The following is a 17438-nucleotide window of genomic DNA, read 5'->3' on the forward strand; positions in this document are numbered from 1 at the left end:
CGCCTGATAGGTGTGCTTAGTGTGGACAGTTACATCGAGACCGGCTGGCATCACGGTTAACCCGACCAAACGCTTTGAAAGTCGGCTTGCCACGTACTTCGTATCATGACCATGGCTGGACTCGGACGAAAGTGGCTGCAACACGCCGCGGAATGCCCCACCGATGGTGGCGTCAGTCGCGATGACCAAATCAACGTGCCCCTCCTCAGCCTGTGCTTCGGTCATTCCAGTGCGGCTTGCGGCGCCTTGGTGTGCCCAGGTTGGTCGCTCCAGTCGGCTCGCGCTGTTGATTGCGACTTCCGGATCTTACACAGCACAACTCTGCCGGATACGCGCCGACCTCGGCCTGGCGACCTAAACTGTTAGGCATGCGATTTCTCCATCGAAGATGCCCCGACAATTGTTTACTATCCGGTCAAGTCTAGGTCGCCCTCACTCTGAGGTGGAAACACATTTCTTCAACGGCTCGGCTCTCGTTTTGACCGAGCGCTCACAAATGCGAATGAAAGCGTGCTTCCTATTGCGCAGAGAGCTAGAGATGCCAATGCGAGCACGATACCATAGTGGCTTTGGATGAAACTGAAGAAGAATGGCGCAAACGATGCCGTAGACAATCGGAACGTCGTGATCAACCCGACTCGTGTTCCATACCCATCCGGACCGAAGACTGAGAGCGGCAAGCTTCCACGACAGATGCTGTTTAGACCAGAGCTAAACCCAAAGAAGGCAATGAAGATTACAATTCCGACGAGAGTGTGAGACGCCAACATAATGACGAATGTAGCAGCCGAGAGCATAACACATGAGAGCATGGTGAGCTGAATTGGGGATACCCTCTCGGTAAACGAGGCTGCAAATAGCCGTACCGCAACCTGCGACGGGCCGAAGAGAGTCGAAACCAGCGCTGTCCGCTCCATCTCTAAACCGGTCGACGAAAGGATTGGGATCATCCGGCCGAGAAGTGCTGAGAAAACAAAGGTCGTCAGCGAAAAGCCGACCGATACCAAGACAAGATCGATCAGCTTGGAAAAGGAGCGGGCTTGCGGCCCATGGACCTTGCGCTGATGTCCAAGTGTCACGGAGGACCCTCCAAGAGCCAAGTGGATTAAAGGGAGGGCGAGAAGAACATTGCAGCCTCCGTAGATCCAACAGACTTGCCTCCAGGATATCGAAGCGAGCAACAGCGAGGTCAGCGGCCAAAACAGCGTTGACGAGAAAGCCACGATCAATGTCAATAGAGCAATTTGCCCCTTTGGCATGAACCGCATCTCGCTGAACCAAAAACACGAATGCGGCCTCGTAAAAGAGAAAGGCCGACGCAAGTTGCATGCCGAATAGGGCGATCGCGAAAACGACTGCATTCCAAGATATTGCCGCAAGTCCCAGACTAGCACCTCCAGCGAATGAGGCCACTCTCATAGTTTTGCCTGCGCCGTATCGGTCCATGAGCCGACCGGCAATCAGCGACATCAGCGCACTGGCAAACAACGCTAAGGAGAAGCAAGCGAGTATCCACTCCTCTGTGACGGCGAGGTCACGGGAAGCCTCTTTTGCGATGGCCCCTACGCAATAATAGAGCGTGCCGTAGCTGATAATTCCTGCACCGCCCAATGCCACGACAATCAGCCTATCATCCTCCCAGAGGCATCGTGATCTTCTCGGCTCCTGTAGCATATGCCGAGTGTCTCGCCTGATGCGGCTCACCTGAGCAAAAAGGGCTCTGTTTGCGGCTTCGCTTAGGACGAGTCAGGGAGTGCTCCTCGCGATGACGGTGCTTTGGAGCCTTTGAATTTCAGCCTGTATAGGAGAAGGGCCAAGCTAGCCGATGCTCGGACTCGTCTCGTCTCAGCTCCGCGCGACGGGAAGAGCGGCCATCTTAGCTCGAGGAACCATTAAGCGCGCCTCCTAGAACTGGTAGTTTGCGGACTTGGTGGACCTCGCCCAATTTAAGCGTAGTTGCGGTACGTAAGCGGCCGCAAGGGCGTGATTGCGATCGCCTTCGGCAGAAACAACAATATCGAGGTCCGATGATCGCCTTCCTAGCTGACCGCGCGAACGCCGTTACTGCAGTGGGGATCCTCTGTTCTGGTGCAGCGATGGGGCTAGTAACGAGAGGACACCAGGAGGTGGGAATAGCGCTCGGACTCTGGGCCATTATCGCTGATGATGTGGATGGCGAAATTGCCCGGCGCACCAAGAATCGTACAGCGGCCACCAAAGCCATTGGTAAAGCTCTCGATGCGTTCTCGGACCTCATCTTTGGATCAGTCCTCCCGGCAATTGTCATCGCATCCTTCATCGATTTGCCAGCATCTGCGGTATTCACAGCCTTCATGATATTGATCGGAGCTCTTCGCCTGGCATATTTTGACTATTTCGGATTGGACGATCGCGGCTATTCGACCGGTCTACCTCTCTCTTACGCTCTGCCAGTGCTCGCGGCGATCTTGCTAATTGACCACACGATCGCGCCGCTTGAGTTGGACATCGTTCTTCCTGCTGTCTTTGTACCGCTATCGCTGCTCCACATCGCCCCGTTCAAGATCAAAGCCTCAGGCACTCTTGTGCATGTCATCACCATCTGCGTAGCGGTCACCGGGTCCGCCGGACTGCTGATTGCGAGTAGAACGGGCGCATAATCGGTGTCGCCTGGAACGCGATAAGGCTGAGAAATGTCGAGTTTAATTGATGGCGTGGTATTTGCCGGAACCAGGGGACTTGCGACCCGCTGTCTTCTGTTTGTCATCGAGACCTGCGGCAAAGACCACATCGCCGGCATTCTCGGCGCTTCCCGGTACGAGAAAACATGGTGGCGGCATGAAACCAGTGAGGAGCTTTGGCAAGTCGCAGATCGCTTCGGCATACCGTTTTTCGAATCGATAGACGATGTTCCTCCTCTCGGAAAGTTTCTCGTCAGTGTCATGTGGAACAAGATCTTCCCCGCCCGAATCCTCGCAGGCTTTGATCGAGGAGGCATCAATCTTCATCCAGGCCCGCTCCCTGAATATCGCGGCAGTTTTGCGCGGACGCATGCCATAATCAATGGCGAGAAGAGCTTCGGGGTGACTGTCCACCATCTGTCGGAGCGAGTGGACAGGGGCGATATTATCGGCGAGTTGCAATTCCCCGTCCTGTCTTCAGAGACAGCTCTTTCGTTAGATACCAGAGCCCAACTTTATGGCTACGCGCTGTTTTGCCAGGTGTGGCTGCGTTTGTTGGACGGATCGGCTACCCGTCGCTCTCAAGACCTGTTGATCGCTCAAGATAAGCGCAAGCCTTGCTTCTATCCCATGCGCATGATGACCGCACTCTTGGATTCGTCGGACGTTCCACGAAGCGCCGAAGAACTCGATCGGCTCTATCGCGCGCTATATCTTCCACCACGTATTGAGCCTCCGAAGTGGCTCGTGGAACGAGTCCTGACCGATGAGGTTCGGACGCTCATTCGTGGTGTTTAGCCTCCAAGGGTCAGGTTCGACTTGGCGCGCAGCACGGCAGGTAATCCGGAATATTGGAGATCGCGCTTTTCGAGAAGGTCAACGGAGGCCAGTCTGTTGCCGGCACACTGCCGCTCCGCGACCTGACCGTGATCCTAGCTCTGGAGGGCGTTTTTGGAGCATCCGGCCTATGGAGAGGTGCCAGCGGGCCGGCGACCCGACCGCCTGGGAGCCGGCCTAGCGCACATGAGGAGGGCTAGCTGTGTGTGGAATTTGCGGATTCATCGGAAGGATTACCGATAAGTCGGTGACGGAGCGGAACCTCGCGCGTTGCGTTCAGAGGCTCGCCCACCGCGGGCCCGACGCGAGTGGCAGTTGCGTAACGCCCTCGTTTGCCTTTGCGCATCGGAGGCTCTCTATCATCGATCCGGACCCTCGGTCGAATCAACCGTTCCTCGATGATGAGCTCGGCCTGGCAGTCACTTACAATGGGGAGATCTACAATTACCGAGACCTAAGGCGGGACTTGCTCCGGCGGGGATACCGCTTTCGGACAGAGTCGGATACGGAGGTACTTTGCAAGGCGTTTGCTTGTTGGGGGATTGATAGCGTCAAACGTCTGCGGGGAATGTTTGCTTTCGCAATCCACGACCAAAAGACCGGCACAGCGTTCCTCGTCAGAGATCGGCTTGGAATTAAGCCCTTATACTACGCTTGCGCAGATAATGGAATTGTCTTTGCCTCACAGCCGTCAGCCATCCTGCATTGGCCGAGAGTCCGCTCAAAGCTCGATCCGGTTGGATTATCAAGCTTCCTCTCCTACCGTGCCGTCTTCGGCGAGAGGTCGCTGTTCGCAGATATTCGAAAGCTTCAACCTGGCACCTGGCTGAAGATCACAGCGCAATCGCACGAGCATACGCGTTGGTGGGATCCTGCGCACCTCGATGATATCGGTGATTGTTCTCTCGAAATGTTGATCGGCGGCGCCGTGGAGGAACATTTGGCGGCCGACACCCCAGTTGCCGCGCTGCTTTCCGGAGGGCTCGATTCCAGTGTCTTGGCCTTCGAGCTTTCAAGGCAATCTGCACAAAAGCCGACATGCTTCACTGGCGTCGTATGCGATGATGAGTACGATGAAAGCCCCTATGCTGTCGAGGTCGCTAAATCCCTCAAGCTCGCCCACGTCTTGGTTCGGCTGCCCGGGGCAACAAGCCTGGATGTCGTTAAGCGCCTTACCGCATTACGTGGTCATCCAGTCGGCATGCATAACGAAGCGGCGATGTATTTGCTCGCGCGGGCGGTCGGCCACTCTCACAAGGTTCTCCTGACCGGCGAGGGTGCCGACGAGATATTCCTTGGATATAGCCGGATCTTCAGATTGTCCTTCGACCTTCGCCGACAGGCAGTGCTAGCCGCTTTGCCTGACGTCATTGGCCGCCCGGCGCGACGTCATATCGGCCTTCCCAAGTTCAAGGCGAGCGAATTCGACCTCTTTCTTGCGCGGTACACCTACTTTCCGCAAGCCGAGAAGCTGGAGCTGGGGACACCGGCATGGAGAAGGGACATTGTTCACGATGCGGATTTGATCGATTGGATGAATAACGCCTACCATTCAGGCGGCGCCACTCCGGTCGAGCGCATCAGGCAATTCTTTGTACGGCATCATCTGCCGGCGCTGCTGGAAATGGTCGACAACACCACAATGGCGGCGGGGGTGGAGTCTCGAGTGCCCTTCACAGACCATCGTATCGTTGCGTTGGCTCTGCGCATGTCGTTTTCAGAACATCTGCGTTGGAAGCATGCCTTCGCCCCGTTTCAGGCGGCCTTCACTTCGATTGAGAAATTTAGCGAGACGCTTGACGTTTCCAAGGCCGCTCTGCGCACTCTTTACGAAGACCGAATACCCGCAAGCGTGATCACGAGAAAGAAGCTCGGGTTTCCGTTGCCGTTAGGTAAGTGGGCGACAGACCAGAGCTCGGCGCCGTTTCGAGATTTAATCTTCAAAGACTGTCCCGCGATCGCCGATTATCTCGATGTTGGCGCTCTCCGACGATGGTATGCACGCCACTCTCAAGCGGCCAACGATAGATTCGGAAAACAGCTCTGGTTGATCTGCAATCTAGAAGTGTTCCTTCGTGAGCTATCTTCATAGATCTTTGTAGGATCGGATGCGGTGGCGCGAGGGCAATCCGGAATTCCGTACCCATCAGCGGTAAGCCTCGAGCCGATCGGTACGGAGCGGGAGAATGCCAGAGGGCGAAATGGAGAATGTGTGGACGCGCGATCGTGCGACCCAGTTCGCATGATGCGTTCTGAGGGCAGCTGGAACGGCGGCGAACTAGACCTGACGCATTAAGACACGAGTGAAGGTAGTCGACCATGATTGCGGCCTAACCCTTCTGCGCCCGGAAAACGCAGGTTAGACTAACGCCCTGTAGGAATGCAGGGCCGGCCAATCCTGATGGCTGGTTATGCTACTGGCGGACGCGGCGCGTACCGGCGCTGCCGACCGATGGCACCATTCGAATCAGCTGATAGTGGCTATGTTGGGCTTTTAGCGCCTACCAAAATACATCAGCGTTCGGGACCAGAAACACTCGGTGTGTCAGGCCGAAGTTGAGGGCCAGCAGGAATCCTGGGCAGCGGAAGCGCAACATTCGCCATTTTTGGAAGGCCCGCAAGAATGACCGCTCTTTCCCGGTCGGGACCGAACTCCGTCATGCTGGCAAAGCTCTCGTGGTCGACGCGCGTGGCAGTATCTGCCTCGGCGGGATCTTTGAGAGGATCATTGAAGAACACGCAATCGAGGTCGGCCCCGGTCACCACCACCCAATGAGTGATGGTTTTACCTTCGAACTCGATGCTGACCATCACGATGGGATACCACCCCACCGCCATCCATTTCGAGAGGTCGTCGGGGCTGTAAGTGCCAATATGGACAGGTATGCCGCGCTGGTATGCTTCGGCGAGATCTCGCTCCTGGAGAATCTGCATCACCTCTACCTCGCCGCCTTGTGAAGCGCGAGACTGAAGAAAGAGCCCACCATGGCTCACGACTACGAGCGTCGCGAAGCCGCGGCGTTTGAGAGCTAATGCCAGACCAACCGGCCCGCAGCCGCCGTGAATGGTCGTTGCCTCGCGCCAGATCTCGAGCTCAGCTGTTTCATTCGGCTGATATCGCTGGTCCAGCGCGGACATGACCATCATCAGGGAAGATGGTCCACAAGTGAACTTCCTCTTTTGCCGATAGAGAGGAACGTTCCTGGCCATTTGATTGGTTGAGCTTTCGAAGTCCGGACGCGACATGACGCCACCTTAGATGGATGTGAAGAAGCTTAGCGAGGTCTCGTCTGGCGCAGCGACTCGCTGATTGTCATGAGGGCGATCGCTGTCGCTGCGATGACGAGGCCCGGCGCGAGCGCGATCCACCATGCGGTCATCAAATAGTCTCTGCCGAATCCCACCATATTACCCAAGCTGGACATCGGCGGTTGTATCCCCAGTCCCAGAAAGCTCAGGGTGCTTTCCAGTAGGACCGTCTCGGTGAGCCCAAGGGTCATGCCGACCACGATGGTAGGTGCACAGGCAGGCAGAATATGCCTTGCGTAGATATGGATCCGCGAAGCGTTGTAGGTCCGCGCCGCCGTTACGTGGAGCCGATTGCGGACCGTCAAAGCCAGTCCCCTGGCGATGCGGGCGTGGCGCTCCCAACCGTGCAAGCCCACAAGGCACACAAAGAGTGCCAGGGAATTGCCAAATATTGTTATGACAAGGAGTGCGGTCATCATGAACGGCACAGCAGCCTGCATATCAACAAGCGCCATAACCCCGTCATCGACCAGTCCGCCAAGCTCGGCAGCGAGAAAGCCCAATGAAACGCCGAGCAGCGTACTGATGAAGGTCCCGCAAGCCGCAACGAGCATGCTGATCTGGATCGAATATATCAAGCGAGCCAGCACGTCCCGGCCGAGCTCGTCGGTGCCCAACAAATGTTCCAGCGTGCCGCCGAAGAGCAGTGGTGGCGAAAGCCGTGCATTCAAGGAGATCTGTGCTGGATGATAGGGGGAGATCACCTGGGCCAGTGCGGCAATCAACAGACATCCGACAATCCATATGGAGGCACCATAGAATCCTATCTTGGGTAGCCTTTGCGGAACGCGTCCGTCTTTCGGCAAACGAAAGACGTTCCAAGTCCAATCACGCGCCCAGACGGTACTCATCTATGTCTCCGAGGAGTTCGACCGCGGATCAAGCCAGGTGTAACCGAGATCGACGGCCAAGTTGGTCATGATCATCGCAGTGCCAGCAAGCAGGACAATTGCCTGGACCACTGGAATATCTCTACTTCCGACGGATGTGACGAAGAGATTTCCAATACCGGGCCATGAGAAGACCGTCTCGACGACCGTCGAACCAGTTACCGCTCCGCCGATGAGTAGGCCAAGTATGGTCAGGATTGGCACCGCCGCATTGGGCAGTACGTGGTGGATCAATATCCGCGAGAACGGAATGCCGCGCACAAACGCAGCCAACACATACCGGCTTTCCAGCGATTCACGAACGGCCACGCGCGTGTAGCGGGCAAGCACGGCCGAGCTTGCGGCCGCAATGGTTACTGCCGGCAGAGCCAAGCTGCGCCAGCTCTCAGCCCCGCCGGTCGGCAACCAATTGAGCTGAATTGAGAACACCAGCATCAGGACGATTGCCAGAAAGAAGCTGGGAACGCACAATCCGACCAGGCTCGCGATCGTGCACGCACGGCCTATGAAGCTCGATGGAAACACCGCGGCAGCTATTCCTCCCGCAATGCCCGTGACCGCCGCCAAGGTAAGAGCAGAGCAGGTGAGCATCAGCGTCAACGGAAGATGGCTGAGGACGACACCGAGTGCATCCTGTCGGTAGACGTAAGAAACGCCTAAGCTGCCTCGGACGACGTTATGGAGATAGGCCAGGTACTGTACCAGAATCGGGCGGTCGAGCCCCAATTCGCCCGAGTATGCGGCGCGCATGTCCGCGGTCGCATCCGGCCCGAGTAAGACGGTTACCGGATCGCCCGCGCAGCGCATAAGAATGAATACGCTTGTTACCATCAGAACAAGCGTGACAAATGCGCGGGCAATTTTGCTCGCAAATACCTTCTGGGCTTTTCGCCTCATGCGGCTCTCACCTCTCCGCCGGCAAGTGCCGACGCCCTATTGGCTGCGAGCAGGGCTTTGAAGGTAATGCCTTTTCAACGTCGAGTTCAGAATTGGGCACCGCCCTCAGCAGGGACTTCATGTAATCCGTTTTCGGGTCGAACAGGACCTGTTCGCGTGAACCGCTCTCAACGATGGTTCCTCGCTTTAGGACAGTGATCTCTGAGCAGAGATAAGCGACGGATCTGATGTCATGGCTGATGAATAAGAGGGAGAGACCCCGGCTCTCCCGCAGATCCGACAGAAGGTTCAGGATCTGAGCTTGAACGGTCATGTCGAGTGCGGATACAGGCTCGTCACAGATCAGAACCTCGGGATCGAGAATAAGCGCCCGCGCTATATTGACCCGCTGCGCCTGTCCGCCGCTTATCTGATGTGGCAATTTGCCAAGGATCTCACCCGATAGGCCAACGGTGGAAATTGCTGCGGCGAGCCGAGCCTGACAACCGGAAGACTTCATTTTGAAGTTCACAAGCAGGGGCGCGATAATTTGTTTCCCGATCGGGGTGGTTGGGTTCAGTGCGTCGATAGGGTTCTGAAAGACAGGTTGGACACGGAGGCGGAACGCAGCCAATCGAGCCGGCGTTAGCAGCTCGCCATCGAAAAAGATCTGGCCCGCTTGTGGCGCTGTCAGCCCAAGCAGAAGCTTCGCAATTGTGCTTTTGCCGCTGCCGGACTCCCCGATCAGCCCATGGGCTTTCCCACGACGGATGCTCATGTTGATCTTGGTCAACCTCGCGCCGCCAAGGACCTCCGCAGCGGAGCGGCGAGCAGGGTAACAAAAATCGATATTGCGCAGCTCGAGAATGGACTCGGTGGACGGGCGCGGTGTGCAAACGCGAGGAAGCCTGATTGGCAACGTCATTCATGCCTCCAAGTTGTGGCATGCCACCACTTGTTGTGGAATGCCCTGCAAGGCAGGCCTTGTGTGTCGGCAAATCTCCATCGTTCCGGAGCACCGAGATGCGAAATTGCAGCCGGCCTGGCGCTGAGTAGGTTCAGGGAGGCTGCCTGCAGAGCTGTGCAGACGCCGGGGATGCCCTGAAAGCGGGGGGACGGCGGAGAATAGCGCGCGCGTATAGGGGTGCAGGGGAGTTCGAGCGACAAGATCGGCGCACCCGATTTCGACCAACTGGCCGGCGTAGAGAACGCCAATGCGATCCGACCGCTGCAGGGCAACGCCGAGGTCATGGGTCACAAAGAGGATTGCCATGTCAGAGCGGAGCCGTTCAAGCAAGTCAAGGATCTGCTTTTGCGTGGTTACGTCGAGAGCCGAGGTCGGCTCGTCTGCAATGAGAAGCTTCGGCTTCATCGCGAGCGCCATTGCAATCATGACGCGCTGATTCATTCCGCCAGACATCTCGTGCGGATATTTTCTCATCGTCTCTCTGGGGTCATCGATCCCCACATCGCAGAGCAGATCTGCAGCCCTTTCGCTCGCCTCTCGCTTGCTCAAGCCGCCAATCATCTGGACAGTCTCGCGAATTTGGAATCCTATGCTCCGGACGGGGTTAAGATATAGACTTGGCTGTTGGTAGATCATCGCGCGCAGGCGCCTATCGACATCCGTAAGAGGCCGGCCTTCGATGTGAATGTCGCCGAGACATCTCAGCTCGGAACTTACTACTCCCATGATGGTCGAACACAGGACGCTTTTTCCGCTGCCGCTTTCGCCGACAAGCGCTAAAAGCTCACCTTTCCGCAACTCGAACCGAACGTCCTCCAGGAGGCGCGTCTCGGGCCGGTCTGCAAGAACAACAGTCAATCCATTAATGCTCAGGAGCGGCGGGCTGCCAGCCGCAATGGCCGGGCGTCCGGCATTTCCGTGCTCAAAGGTTTGGACATAAGGCGCTCCAAGTGCATGCGAAGTGGTGTGGTCCATGATTCCATCTTCCGAGCAGACAATATTCTTCTGGGTCTGGCTCAAGGCGTTCTCGGCTAGATGTTGATTGCGCCTGGCCGAAAATCCATCAAACCCGTCGGCGTCGGTGTCCACTTGATGTTGGCGCGCTTTCCGAAGAACTCGCCAAGTGAATGTAGCACCGTTCCGGGTGGATCAATCTCGTCGAATATGTCGAGCATCTCTTGATAGGCGGCTCGTCTTTCGACCGCATCCTGCGCCCTTAGCAAGATCGTCTCCAGCACGTTGAATCTGTCGTTACGCCAATACCCACCCCTCTGAAAATTGCTTTGAGACCCCCAGCGCGAGACGAACGAGGCGGTTGGGTCGGGGTAGTATGTTCCATCGGACGAGTTGTTCACGCCGCGGCCCAGACGGTCTTCCACCTGGGACCAGTTCTCCTTCATTTGGATATCGACGTTGAGGCCGGCAGCCCTCCACATCGCTGCGATGGCTTGAGTTTCGATAAGCTCGGCCGTGTAATAATTGCCGACCGTTTTGAAAGGAATTGCCGCCCCGTTATAACCGGCTTCGGCAAGAAGTCGCTTCGCCTGTTCCGGATTGTACCGAAGGATTGGCCGGTCAGGATTGTAGAGAACCCCGTACGCAGGATGTTGATGGGAGGGCGGCACACTTATGCGCTTGCGCCAAATACTATTGACAATGGTCTGCCGATCGATCGCAAGATTCATGGCGCGCCTTATGCGCGGATCCCGCAGCACATCGTTCGTGGCCGAATCATAGACCAACGTGCGGAAGGACATCGTGTCGCCTCCAACCACGTCCAAACGGTTGTCAGCCGCGAGGATATCGAACTGATCCGGCGCTATGGTTGTGACGATATCGAAGTCGCCGGCGCGAAGGCCGGCGACGCGTGCCGCCGGCTCGCGCACCATCCGAAACTCGATCCCCTTCAGCGGCGGCCTTCCACCCCAGTATCCGTCGTGCGCCTCAAGGCGTATGTAGCGGTTTTCGACGGCCTCAACGACCCGGTAAGGCCCCGCCGCTATGGGAGCCCTGGCCCATTGATCGAATGTCGCGGCCTTCAGATAGGCCGATTTCGAGACGATGCCGGCTCCATAGGAGGTCAGGCGTTTGACAAAAACAGGATCGGGCGCCTTGGTGCTAAACTCGACAGTATGTCGACCGGTTGCCCGCACCGCGCTCATCGATGGAAAGCTGATTTGGCCAACGCCAAAACCCGGACTGTCCTTTGCGAGCATACGCTCTGCACCAAAAGTAAATGCGACGTCCTCTGCCGTTAGCTCTTCGCCATCGTGGAAGCGTACGTCTTTCCGCAGAGACACGCGATATGTGGTGCTGTCGAGGGCTTCGATGCTTTCAGCCAACATCGGCCGAATCTGCCCGTTGCGCTGATAGTCGATTGCAAAGAGCTTGTCGTAAATACTCTCGAGTACCCGGAAGCTCACGAGCGCCGTAGCGCGGGGATGGAGCGGATCGAGCTCGACGCGCAGATCCTGCATTGCAATCCGCAGTACCGTTCGGCCAGCGTCTTGGGCGAAGACAGAGGTCGATGGAAGCAAGCACAGCCCGCCGACAAACCTGAGAACCTCACGTCGGTTGTGAATATTCATTGAACATCCTTTAGTAGCATCAGCTATCGATTGCGGAGCTTCTGGACCACGTGCTCGCGTTTGGTCAGGGCGGGGCTCGCACAATGTTTTTCTGCGGGGCCGTTCGAGTACTGCGAGATATAATTCACACCATGTGACACCATCATGACAAACCTAGGTGCCTAGGTAGCTCTGGACAAGAAGGCTGCCACTCCCGTAGGTTGGGGCTGCGGAATCGGAGCGGGAAGGTGGCCAAATGAAATTTGTAATTGTGATGCTCGATGGCCTTCGTCCTGACCAGCTAGACGACGCAGTCACGCCGAATCTCGCCGAGCTGTCCAAAATCGGCCTTCGACTTGACCGCCATACCTCATCTTTTCCCAGTGAGACGCGGGTTTCATCGGCCGCGCTGGCCACGGGCGGACATAGCTCGGCTCATGGAATCATCGGCAACCGTTTTTTGGCAGACGGTCGGTCCATCGACGGATCTTCGCTCTCGGCGCTCCTGACGCTCGGCAGCGAACGCGGTGGCGTCCTCACCGCCACTACGATCGGCGAAGTCTTGGCGGCTCATGGTCGTGCGATGCTGACGATCGGATCTCAGTCGCAGGGCTCTTTTGGACTTTCGAGCTGGGGCAGTTGGCAGGCTGGTGCGCCGGCGTTCTGGGTTCACGACCCACCGAAGTTCAGTAACAACGCGGCCAATCGCCGGATTGCGTCATCGTTTCCACTGCTCCCTCCCGACGAGCGGCCGGCGCGTGCTACCATCGAACGTGTTGTCGATCTATTCTTTTCATTCCTCAAGAAAGAAGCGCTTCCGGAGGTCAGCCTGCTCTGGCTTTCGGAGCCGGACATTACATATCACATGTTCGGACTTCAGCATCCTACGGCCCGTGAGGTGCTCCACGAGGTCGATCGGCAATTTGGGCGCATTTTCGCTTGGTGGAGCGAGAAAGGAGAGCGAGAGGGAGTACAGCTTATTGCTGCATCCGATCACGGGCACGCCATCATTGGAGAAAAGGTCTCCGTATTGAACCACCTGCAGCGGTCGGGATTCAAGGTCGGATACGAGCTCACGCCCGACGTAGACGCCGCAATAACCGCTCAAAGGGTTGTCAACATTTGGGTCCGGGACAGAGAAGGCCATCTTCTGACAGAGATGTATCACAGCCTTTCCGAGCAGCCATGGTTTGGCGTGGCCTTCTCACGTAAGGCCGCCGATGGCTCTCCACTTGTCGCCAACACCCTCCCGCTTTCGGCTGTCATGGCCGAACACCAACGAAGCGCGGATCTGTCGTTTGTTCTCGCCGATTGCAGCGCGGCCCATCGGAACGCTCCGCCCGACGCCGTGTACTACGATGGAGCCTATCCGATCGGTGTTGGCATGCACGGCGGGCTTTCGGCGCACGAGCTGTCTTCATTATGCATCCTTGCTGGCAATGGCTTTAAAAGCGGAGTTGCTGCTGCCCCGACCAGCATCGTTGATCTGGTACCGACAATCCTGTCCAGCTTGAGACTGCCGCTACCGTTGACTGTGCAGGGCCGTATCATCCATGAAGCTTTGCAAGATCGCCAGGACGGACGTCAGTATGATGTCGAAGATGCGAGCGTCTCAATTGCCTCTTCAGCGCGCCGGGCAACTGTCTTCCGGGAGCATTACGGTCGGCGTTTTTATCTGAGGGGAGCGGCCGTAACGCGGCTGGCGCAACCGAAGAACGATAGACGTGACGCTAATCCGACGCAGTTGAACACCTGAACCACGGACTATTTGGCCTATGTATCAAGGAAAACGCTGGGAATTTGTTCGATCGAACATCGAAGAAGCTATTGCGTCGAGCCGATTTCGGCCAGGCGAAAAACTTCCGAACGACGTCGAGCTTGCTCTCAAATATGGTGTCAACCGGCACACCGTGAGATACGCCATTCGGAGACTTGAGCAGGAAGGACTGCTTCGTGTCGAGCAGGGGAGAGGGACCTTCGTTGTCGAACATCCAACACCCTATCTTCTCTCTCCTCAAACCCGGCTGACCGACAATCTCATCTCGCAAGGCCGCTTGGCACGTCGTAAGATCCTGTCTGCTTCAACGGTACCGGCAGACGAGCGGCTGGCCGGCTACCTCGACTTGCAGGCCGGTGACGATGTGCTGCGCATCGACACGCTCAGTTACCAGGACGAGATCCCGATCGTCATCGCGCATAGCTACTTTCCGTCGAAACGCACTCCCGGACTGCTGGACAAATTCTCTGGCACCAACTCGATCTCGACAGCTCTCAGGCGCATCGGAATTGACGACTACTCGCAGCAATGGGTGACGATAAGCGCGCGTCTGCCCTTCGCCCGTGAGGCGCGCCTGCTGGAAATGTCCACTTCGGCGCCGGTCTTCGTCAAAGAGGGCCTTGATTGCTCCGGCCGTATTCCGATCAAATTTGGCGAGAATGTACTTTGCGCACCAAGAATTAGCTTCAGATTCGACTTCAAAGAGAATAGTTCCGCGGAGCAGTCGCTTGCAGGAAAGTCTCGATCCGGAAAAGCGCAAGCGAGCAAATCGAAATCATCTGCCTCCCTCAAGGTCTAGGTCTCGTCCCATTCCCGTGGTCAAAGCGGCTGGGCGCAAAATGACTGTTTCGCTACCACCATCGCTTGGGACGTGTTTTTACATTGTATGCCGGACGAGCGCTTGCGTTCTGCTAAGACCATAGGCGCCGCTTTGATTGCGGCGTCCGTTCTAGGCCGATCTTACCCGCCGGGCGTCAGAGGCAGCCGCGAATGTCAAAGACGCGCAGCGACAAACCTTCCGTGACCGTCTTGAACTTCACCCTGGCCGATAGGATCAAACGTACTCGGCTTCTGCGAAGATGCGCTCGGCGGTACGCAGATCTTCCGCGTCATCGATTTCGTACCACCTGAGGCCATCGCATCTCACCGCAGCAAGCAGCAGGCCTCGTGTTTCCACGAGATAGGAAAGAAGCTCCTCGGTGTAGGCCTGGGTAGCTCCGGCCCTGATCATGTCGTCTAGGGCCGGAATGACCTCTGTCCGCAGAGTAGACGCGGACAGCCGTAACAGATTCATCGTCTTGTAGAGAGGGGGGCCACCCGCGATAAGATCTCGCGCTGTTTGCTTCAAGCGAAATTCTGAAATGAAGCCAAGATCGGACAACAGGACGGCCGATCCCTGCATCAGCTCATGGAAGGGAGCGACAGCAGCAGCGTTGGGCGCTTCAGTGATGATCAGCTGCCGCAATACATTATCCTCGAAGAAGACGTCGCCCTCAAGAACGAAGTAATCTCCGGAAAGGAGTGCGTCACGCGCCAGCCAGAGCGAATAGGCGCTGCCAGTACGGTCGTAAACGGAGGATTCGATGTAGTTAATCGTAACACTGCCAAAGCGGCTGCCGCAGGCCTCTTGGATCGCCTCTTTTCGGTACCCCACAACGATCGTTACGTGTTCCACGCCAAGACACCCAAGGTTATGTAGCGCGTTGTACAGTATGGGGGTGCCATGGATTTGGACTAGAGGTTTTGGGCTTAGCTCCGTGAGCGGCCGTAGACGAGAGCCCATTCCAGCGGCAAGAATGAGAGCATGCTTGGGAACATTCATTGGCATTTCAATTCGCTTTCTTCATCCCGCCTATCGCTCTGCACGCATCGTGAACGCCTTTGTTAAGTGTCAGGTGCCGCAGACTTGTCAGACCACCCCAAAGAGTGAAGGAGGTAGGCGTGACGGTGTATACACTTGCATTAGCCGCTGTGTGTGCCGTAGGCAAAGCTGTTTTGCTATGTCGAGAGCTCTCCAGGAGTTTATGTCGCTGCCAAGTTGCGTGACACTGGAGCGGGGCCGACGAAAGGTGAGGGACTCATCGGCAGATTTGATAAAGAAAGCTTTAGGTGACAAATCCTGCTGCCATAGGCTAGCGGAGCTGCAGATATTGCTTTTCGGCCACGGCGAGTTCGTCATACCTCAGGAGCTCGAATATCTCGCTGAGCGGTGCGATCTGAGGCTCAATGCTCGCAACGCTCTCTTGAGCTGCGATACTATCGCAGACGCGCCGCATCGCAGCTGCCGCAGCTCTCATGGAGTGATTGGCCCAGACGACCGTGGAGATGCGCGCATCCCGATAGGCTGAGACTGGCGTTCGATAGTATGTGGTCGGAACGATCACGACCGGTAGCCGGTTCCGCCACTCGGTGACGAACGAAAGCATCTCGTCCGCGGTACTCTTTCGTGAATGAATCAAGATAGCATCGGCTCCCGCGTCGGCATAAGCGTGAGCCCGCAAGATAGCTTCGTTCAATCCGTGCCCGGCAATCAGCGCCTCGATCCTGGCCACGAGAACAAGATTTTCGGCGACTGCATCCTTTGCAGCCCGCAGACGACCAGAGAATTCATCGATATCGGCGAGCGGATGCCGCTCACCAATGAGCGAGTTCAGCTTCGGGAAGCAGCTGTCCTCAAGCGAGACGCCTGCCGCGCCAGCCTGACGAAGCTTCCGTGCGAGCAGGCGAGCATTGTTGAAATTGCCGAAGCCGCCATCCCCATCAACGAGCACAGGTAGCTCTGTCGAGTCCACTATGCGCTCGACGCTCTGGACGAGCTGGCTCCATGAAGCTTCATTGGCATCACGATAGCCCAGCGAGCTGGCAATCGATAGACCAGACGCCCAGAGCCCCTTGAACCCTGACCGCTGTGCGATTGTGGCGGATAGGCCATCATGCGCTTCCATCAGAAACGAGAGCTCATCATTCGAGCAGACCTGGATATGAAGCATTTCGGCAGGCGACGGCCGCGCGCATTGATGACCTGCGGTGGGCCGAACGGCTTGTGGTTGATACTGCATGGCTAAATCCTGTAAGCTGACCTAGATTGCCACCAACGTCACTGCTCATATCGTTTCGGCGTGATGCCGCTCAATGACCAGCATTGGTAGTTTGTTGGGACGGCAAAGGCTTGCATGATCGCCATAGGAGGCGCGCCGAACGCAAAGCTTTCGCTATGGGTTGATTGGCCTCGCGCCTAAGGCTGGAAAGAAGGGCTTGGATGCAAAATGAATGACCTGGGTTCGCGAGCCCGTGCTACTCCCGGAGAGAGAACTCCCACACTCCTTCGGGGGAGGAGTGCTTAGGGAAAGCGTGATATCCGGCTCACATAGATTTAGACGCAAATATCGACAGCCACGCTTGTCGTAATGCCGCCGTCGGATTGACGACAATGTCGAAAGCCCGTCGATAGGGCTACAGCAGGATAGCAGCCTCATGCGAGTGCAACGGCAATCGCCGACGAACTTGTCCGGATTCGCCGATACTTTGCAGGCGCCACTGAGTGGTATGGCATTT

14 protein-coding genes are annotated in these 17438 nt (G+C 56.8%); 5 read left to right on the plus strand and 9 right to left on the minus strand.

The features are described 5' to 3' along the window. Positions 1-458: 458 nt before the first annotated feature. On the minus strand, positions 459-1361 hold the full coding sequence (locus ACNJYD_RS10135; protein ID WP_439366209.1) for an MFS transporter: 903 nt from the start codon (positions 1359-1361) through the stop codon (positions 459-461). Positions 1362-2027: 666 nt separating this feature from the next. On the opposite strand from ACNJYD_RS10135, the gene ACNJYD_RS10140 reads away from it, so the two are divergent. The 3 genes from ACNJYD_RS10140 (at position 2028) to asnB (ending at position 5589) form a co-directional block, all read left to right on the plus strand. Next, complete coding sequence (locus ACNJYD_RS10140; protein ID WP_439366210.1) at positions 2028-2639, plus strand: CDP-alcohol phosphatidyltransferase family protein; 612 nt, start codon at positions 2028-2030, stop codon at positions 2637-2639. Between the two features lie 33 nt (positions 2640-2672). Next, positions 2673-3458, plus strand: coding sequence for a formyltransferase family protein (locus ACNJYD_RS10145; protein WP_439366211.1), 786 nt, complete (start codon positions 2673-2675; stop codon positions 3456-3458). A gap of 286 nt (positions 3459-3744) precedes the next feature. Continuing rightward, a complete protein-coding gene (gene asnB, locus ACNJYD_RS10150) occupies positions 3745-5589 on the plus strand; it encodes an asparagine synthase (glutamine-hydrolyzing) (RefSeq protein WP_439366212.1) in 1845 nt (614 codons plus the stop codon). Between the two features lie 422 nt (positions 5590-6011). Here the strand turns inward: asnB and ACNJYD_RS10155 are convergent, their stop codons facing one another. From ACNJYD_RS10155 to ACNJYD_RS10180, 6 genes are read right to left on the minus strand one after another with little or no spacing between them, the layout of a single operon-like run. After that, entirely contained in the window at positions 6012-6743 is a 732-nt protein-coding gene (locus ACNJYD_RS10155) for a peptidase C39 family protein (RefSeq protein WP_439366213.1), read from the minus strand. Positions 6744-6772: 29 nt separating this feature from the next. Beyond that, complete coding sequence (locus ACNJYD_RS10160; protein ID WP_439366214.1) at positions 6773-7657, minus strand: ABC transporter permease; 885 nt, start codon at positions 7655-7657, stop codon at positions 6773-6775. Then, positions 7658-8593 carry an ABC transporter permease gene (locus ACNJYD_RS10165; protein ID WP_439366215.1) on the minus strand — a complete coding sequence of 312 codons (936 nt, stop codon included), beginning with the start codon at positions 8591-8593 and terminating at the stop codon, positions 7658-7660. A gap of 7 nt (positions 8594-8600) precedes the next feature. Continuing rightward, entirely contained in the window at positions 8601-9497 is an 897-nt protein-coding gene (locus tag ACNJYD_RS10170; protein WP_439366216.1) for an ABC transporter ATP-binding protein, read from the minus strand. After that, positions 9498-10559: an ABC transporter ATP-binding protein gene (locus ACNJYD_RS10175; RefSeq protein WP_439366217.1), complete on the minus strand. Its 1062-nt coding sequence runs from the start codon at positions 10557-10559 to the stop codon at positions 9498-9500. It abuts the gene before it with no gap. 11 nt (positions 10560-10570) lie between these two features. Beyond that, positions 10571-12127 carry an ABC transporter substrate-binding protein gene (locus ACNJYD_RS10180; protein ID WP_439366218.1) on the minus strand — a complete coding sequence of 519 codons (1557 nt, stop codon included), beginning with the start codon at positions 12125-12127 and terminating at the stop codon, positions 10571-10573. Positions 12128-12362: 235 nt separating this feature from the next. On the opposite strand from ACNJYD_RS10180, the gene ACNJYD_RS10185 reads away from it, so the two are divergent. Next, complete coding sequence (locus ACNJYD_RS10185) at positions 12363-13862, plus strand: alkaline phosphatase family protein (protein WP_439366219.1); 1500 nt, start codon at positions 12363-12365, stop codon at positions 13860-13862. Between the two features lie 19 nt (positions 13863-13881). Further along, positions 13882-14682: a phosphonate metabolism transcriptional regulator PhnF gene (gene phnF, locus ACNJYD_RS10190; protein ID WP_439366220.1), complete on the plus strand. Its 801-nt coding sequence runs from the start codon at positions 13882-13884 to the stop codon at positions 14680-14682. Between the two features lie 255 nt (positions 14683-14937). Here phnF and ACNJYD_RS10195 read toward each other — a convergent pair whose 3' ends face one another. Beyond that, a complete protein-coding gene (locus tag ACNJYD_RS10195; protein WP_439366221.1) occupies positions 14938-15711 on the minus strand; it encodes a phosphocholine cytidylyltransferase family protein in 774 nt (257 codons plus the stop codon). A gap of 304 nt (positions 15712-16015) precedes the next feature. After that, positions 16016-16873, minus strand: coding sequence for a phosphoenolpyruvate mutase (gene aepX, locus ACNJYD_RS10200; RefSeq protein WP_439367451.1), 858 nt, complete (start codon positions 16871-16873; stop codon positions 16016-16018). Positions 16874-17438: the final 565 nt, after the last annotated feature.

Source organism: Bradyrhizobium sp. SPXBL-02 (assembly GCF_051853065.1).
Lineage (GTDB): Bacteria > Pseudomonadota > Alphaproteobacteria > Rhizobiales > Xanthobacteraceae > Bradyrhizobium.

Bases quoted from the DNA above. Each gene is read 5' to 3' on its own strand.
- ACNJYD_RS10135 (WP_439366209.1), bottom strand. From the start codon at position 1,361: ATGCAGTCGTTTTCGCGATCGCCCTATTCGGCATGCAACTTGCGTCGG.
- ACNJYD_RS10140 (WP_439366210.1), top strand. From the start codon at position 2,028: ATGATCGCCTTCCTAGCTGACCGCGCGAACGCCGTTACTGCAGTGGGG.
- ACNJYD_RS10145 (WP_439366211.1), top strand. From the start codon at position 2,673: ATGTCGAGTTTAATTGATGGCGTGGTATTTGCCGGAACCAGGGGACTT.
- ACNJYD_RS10155 (WP_439366213.1), bottom strand. From the start codon at position 6,743: ATGTCGCGTCCGGACTTCGAAAGCTCAACCAATCAAATGGCCAGGAAC.
- ACNJYD_RS10160 (WP_439366214.1), bottom strand. From the start codon at position 7,657: ATGAGTACCGTCTGGGCGCGTGATTGGACTTGGAACGTCTTTCGTTTG.
- ACNJYD_RS10165 (WP_439366215.1), bottom strand. From the start codon at position 8,593: ATGAGGCGAAAAGCCCAGAAGGTATTTGCGAGCAAAATTGCCCGCGCA.
- ACNJYD_RS10170 (WP_439366216.1), bottom strand. From the start codon at position 9,497: ATGACGTTGCCAATCAGGCTTCCTCGCGTTTGCACACCGCGCCCGTCC.
- ACNJYD_RS10180 (WP_439366218.1), bottom strand. From the start codon at position 12,127: ATGAATATTCACAACCGACGTGAGGTTCTCAGGTTTGTCGGCGGGCTG.
- ACNJYD_RS10185 (WP_439366219.1), top strand. From the start codon at position 12,363: ATGAAATTTGTAATTGTGATGCTCGATGGCCTTCGTCCTGACCAGCTA.
- phnF (WP_439366220.1), top strand. From the start codon at position 13,882: ATGTATCAAGGAAAACGCTGGGAATTTGTTCGATCGAACATCGAAGAA.
- ACNJYD_RS10195 (WP_439366221.1), bottom strand. From the start codon at position 15,711: ATGCCAATGAATGTTCCCAAGCATGCTCTCATTCTTGCCGCTGGAATG.
- aepX (WP_439367451.1), bottom strand. From the start codon at position 16,873: ATGCTTCATATCCAGGTCTGCTCGAATGATGAGCTCTCGTTTCTGATG.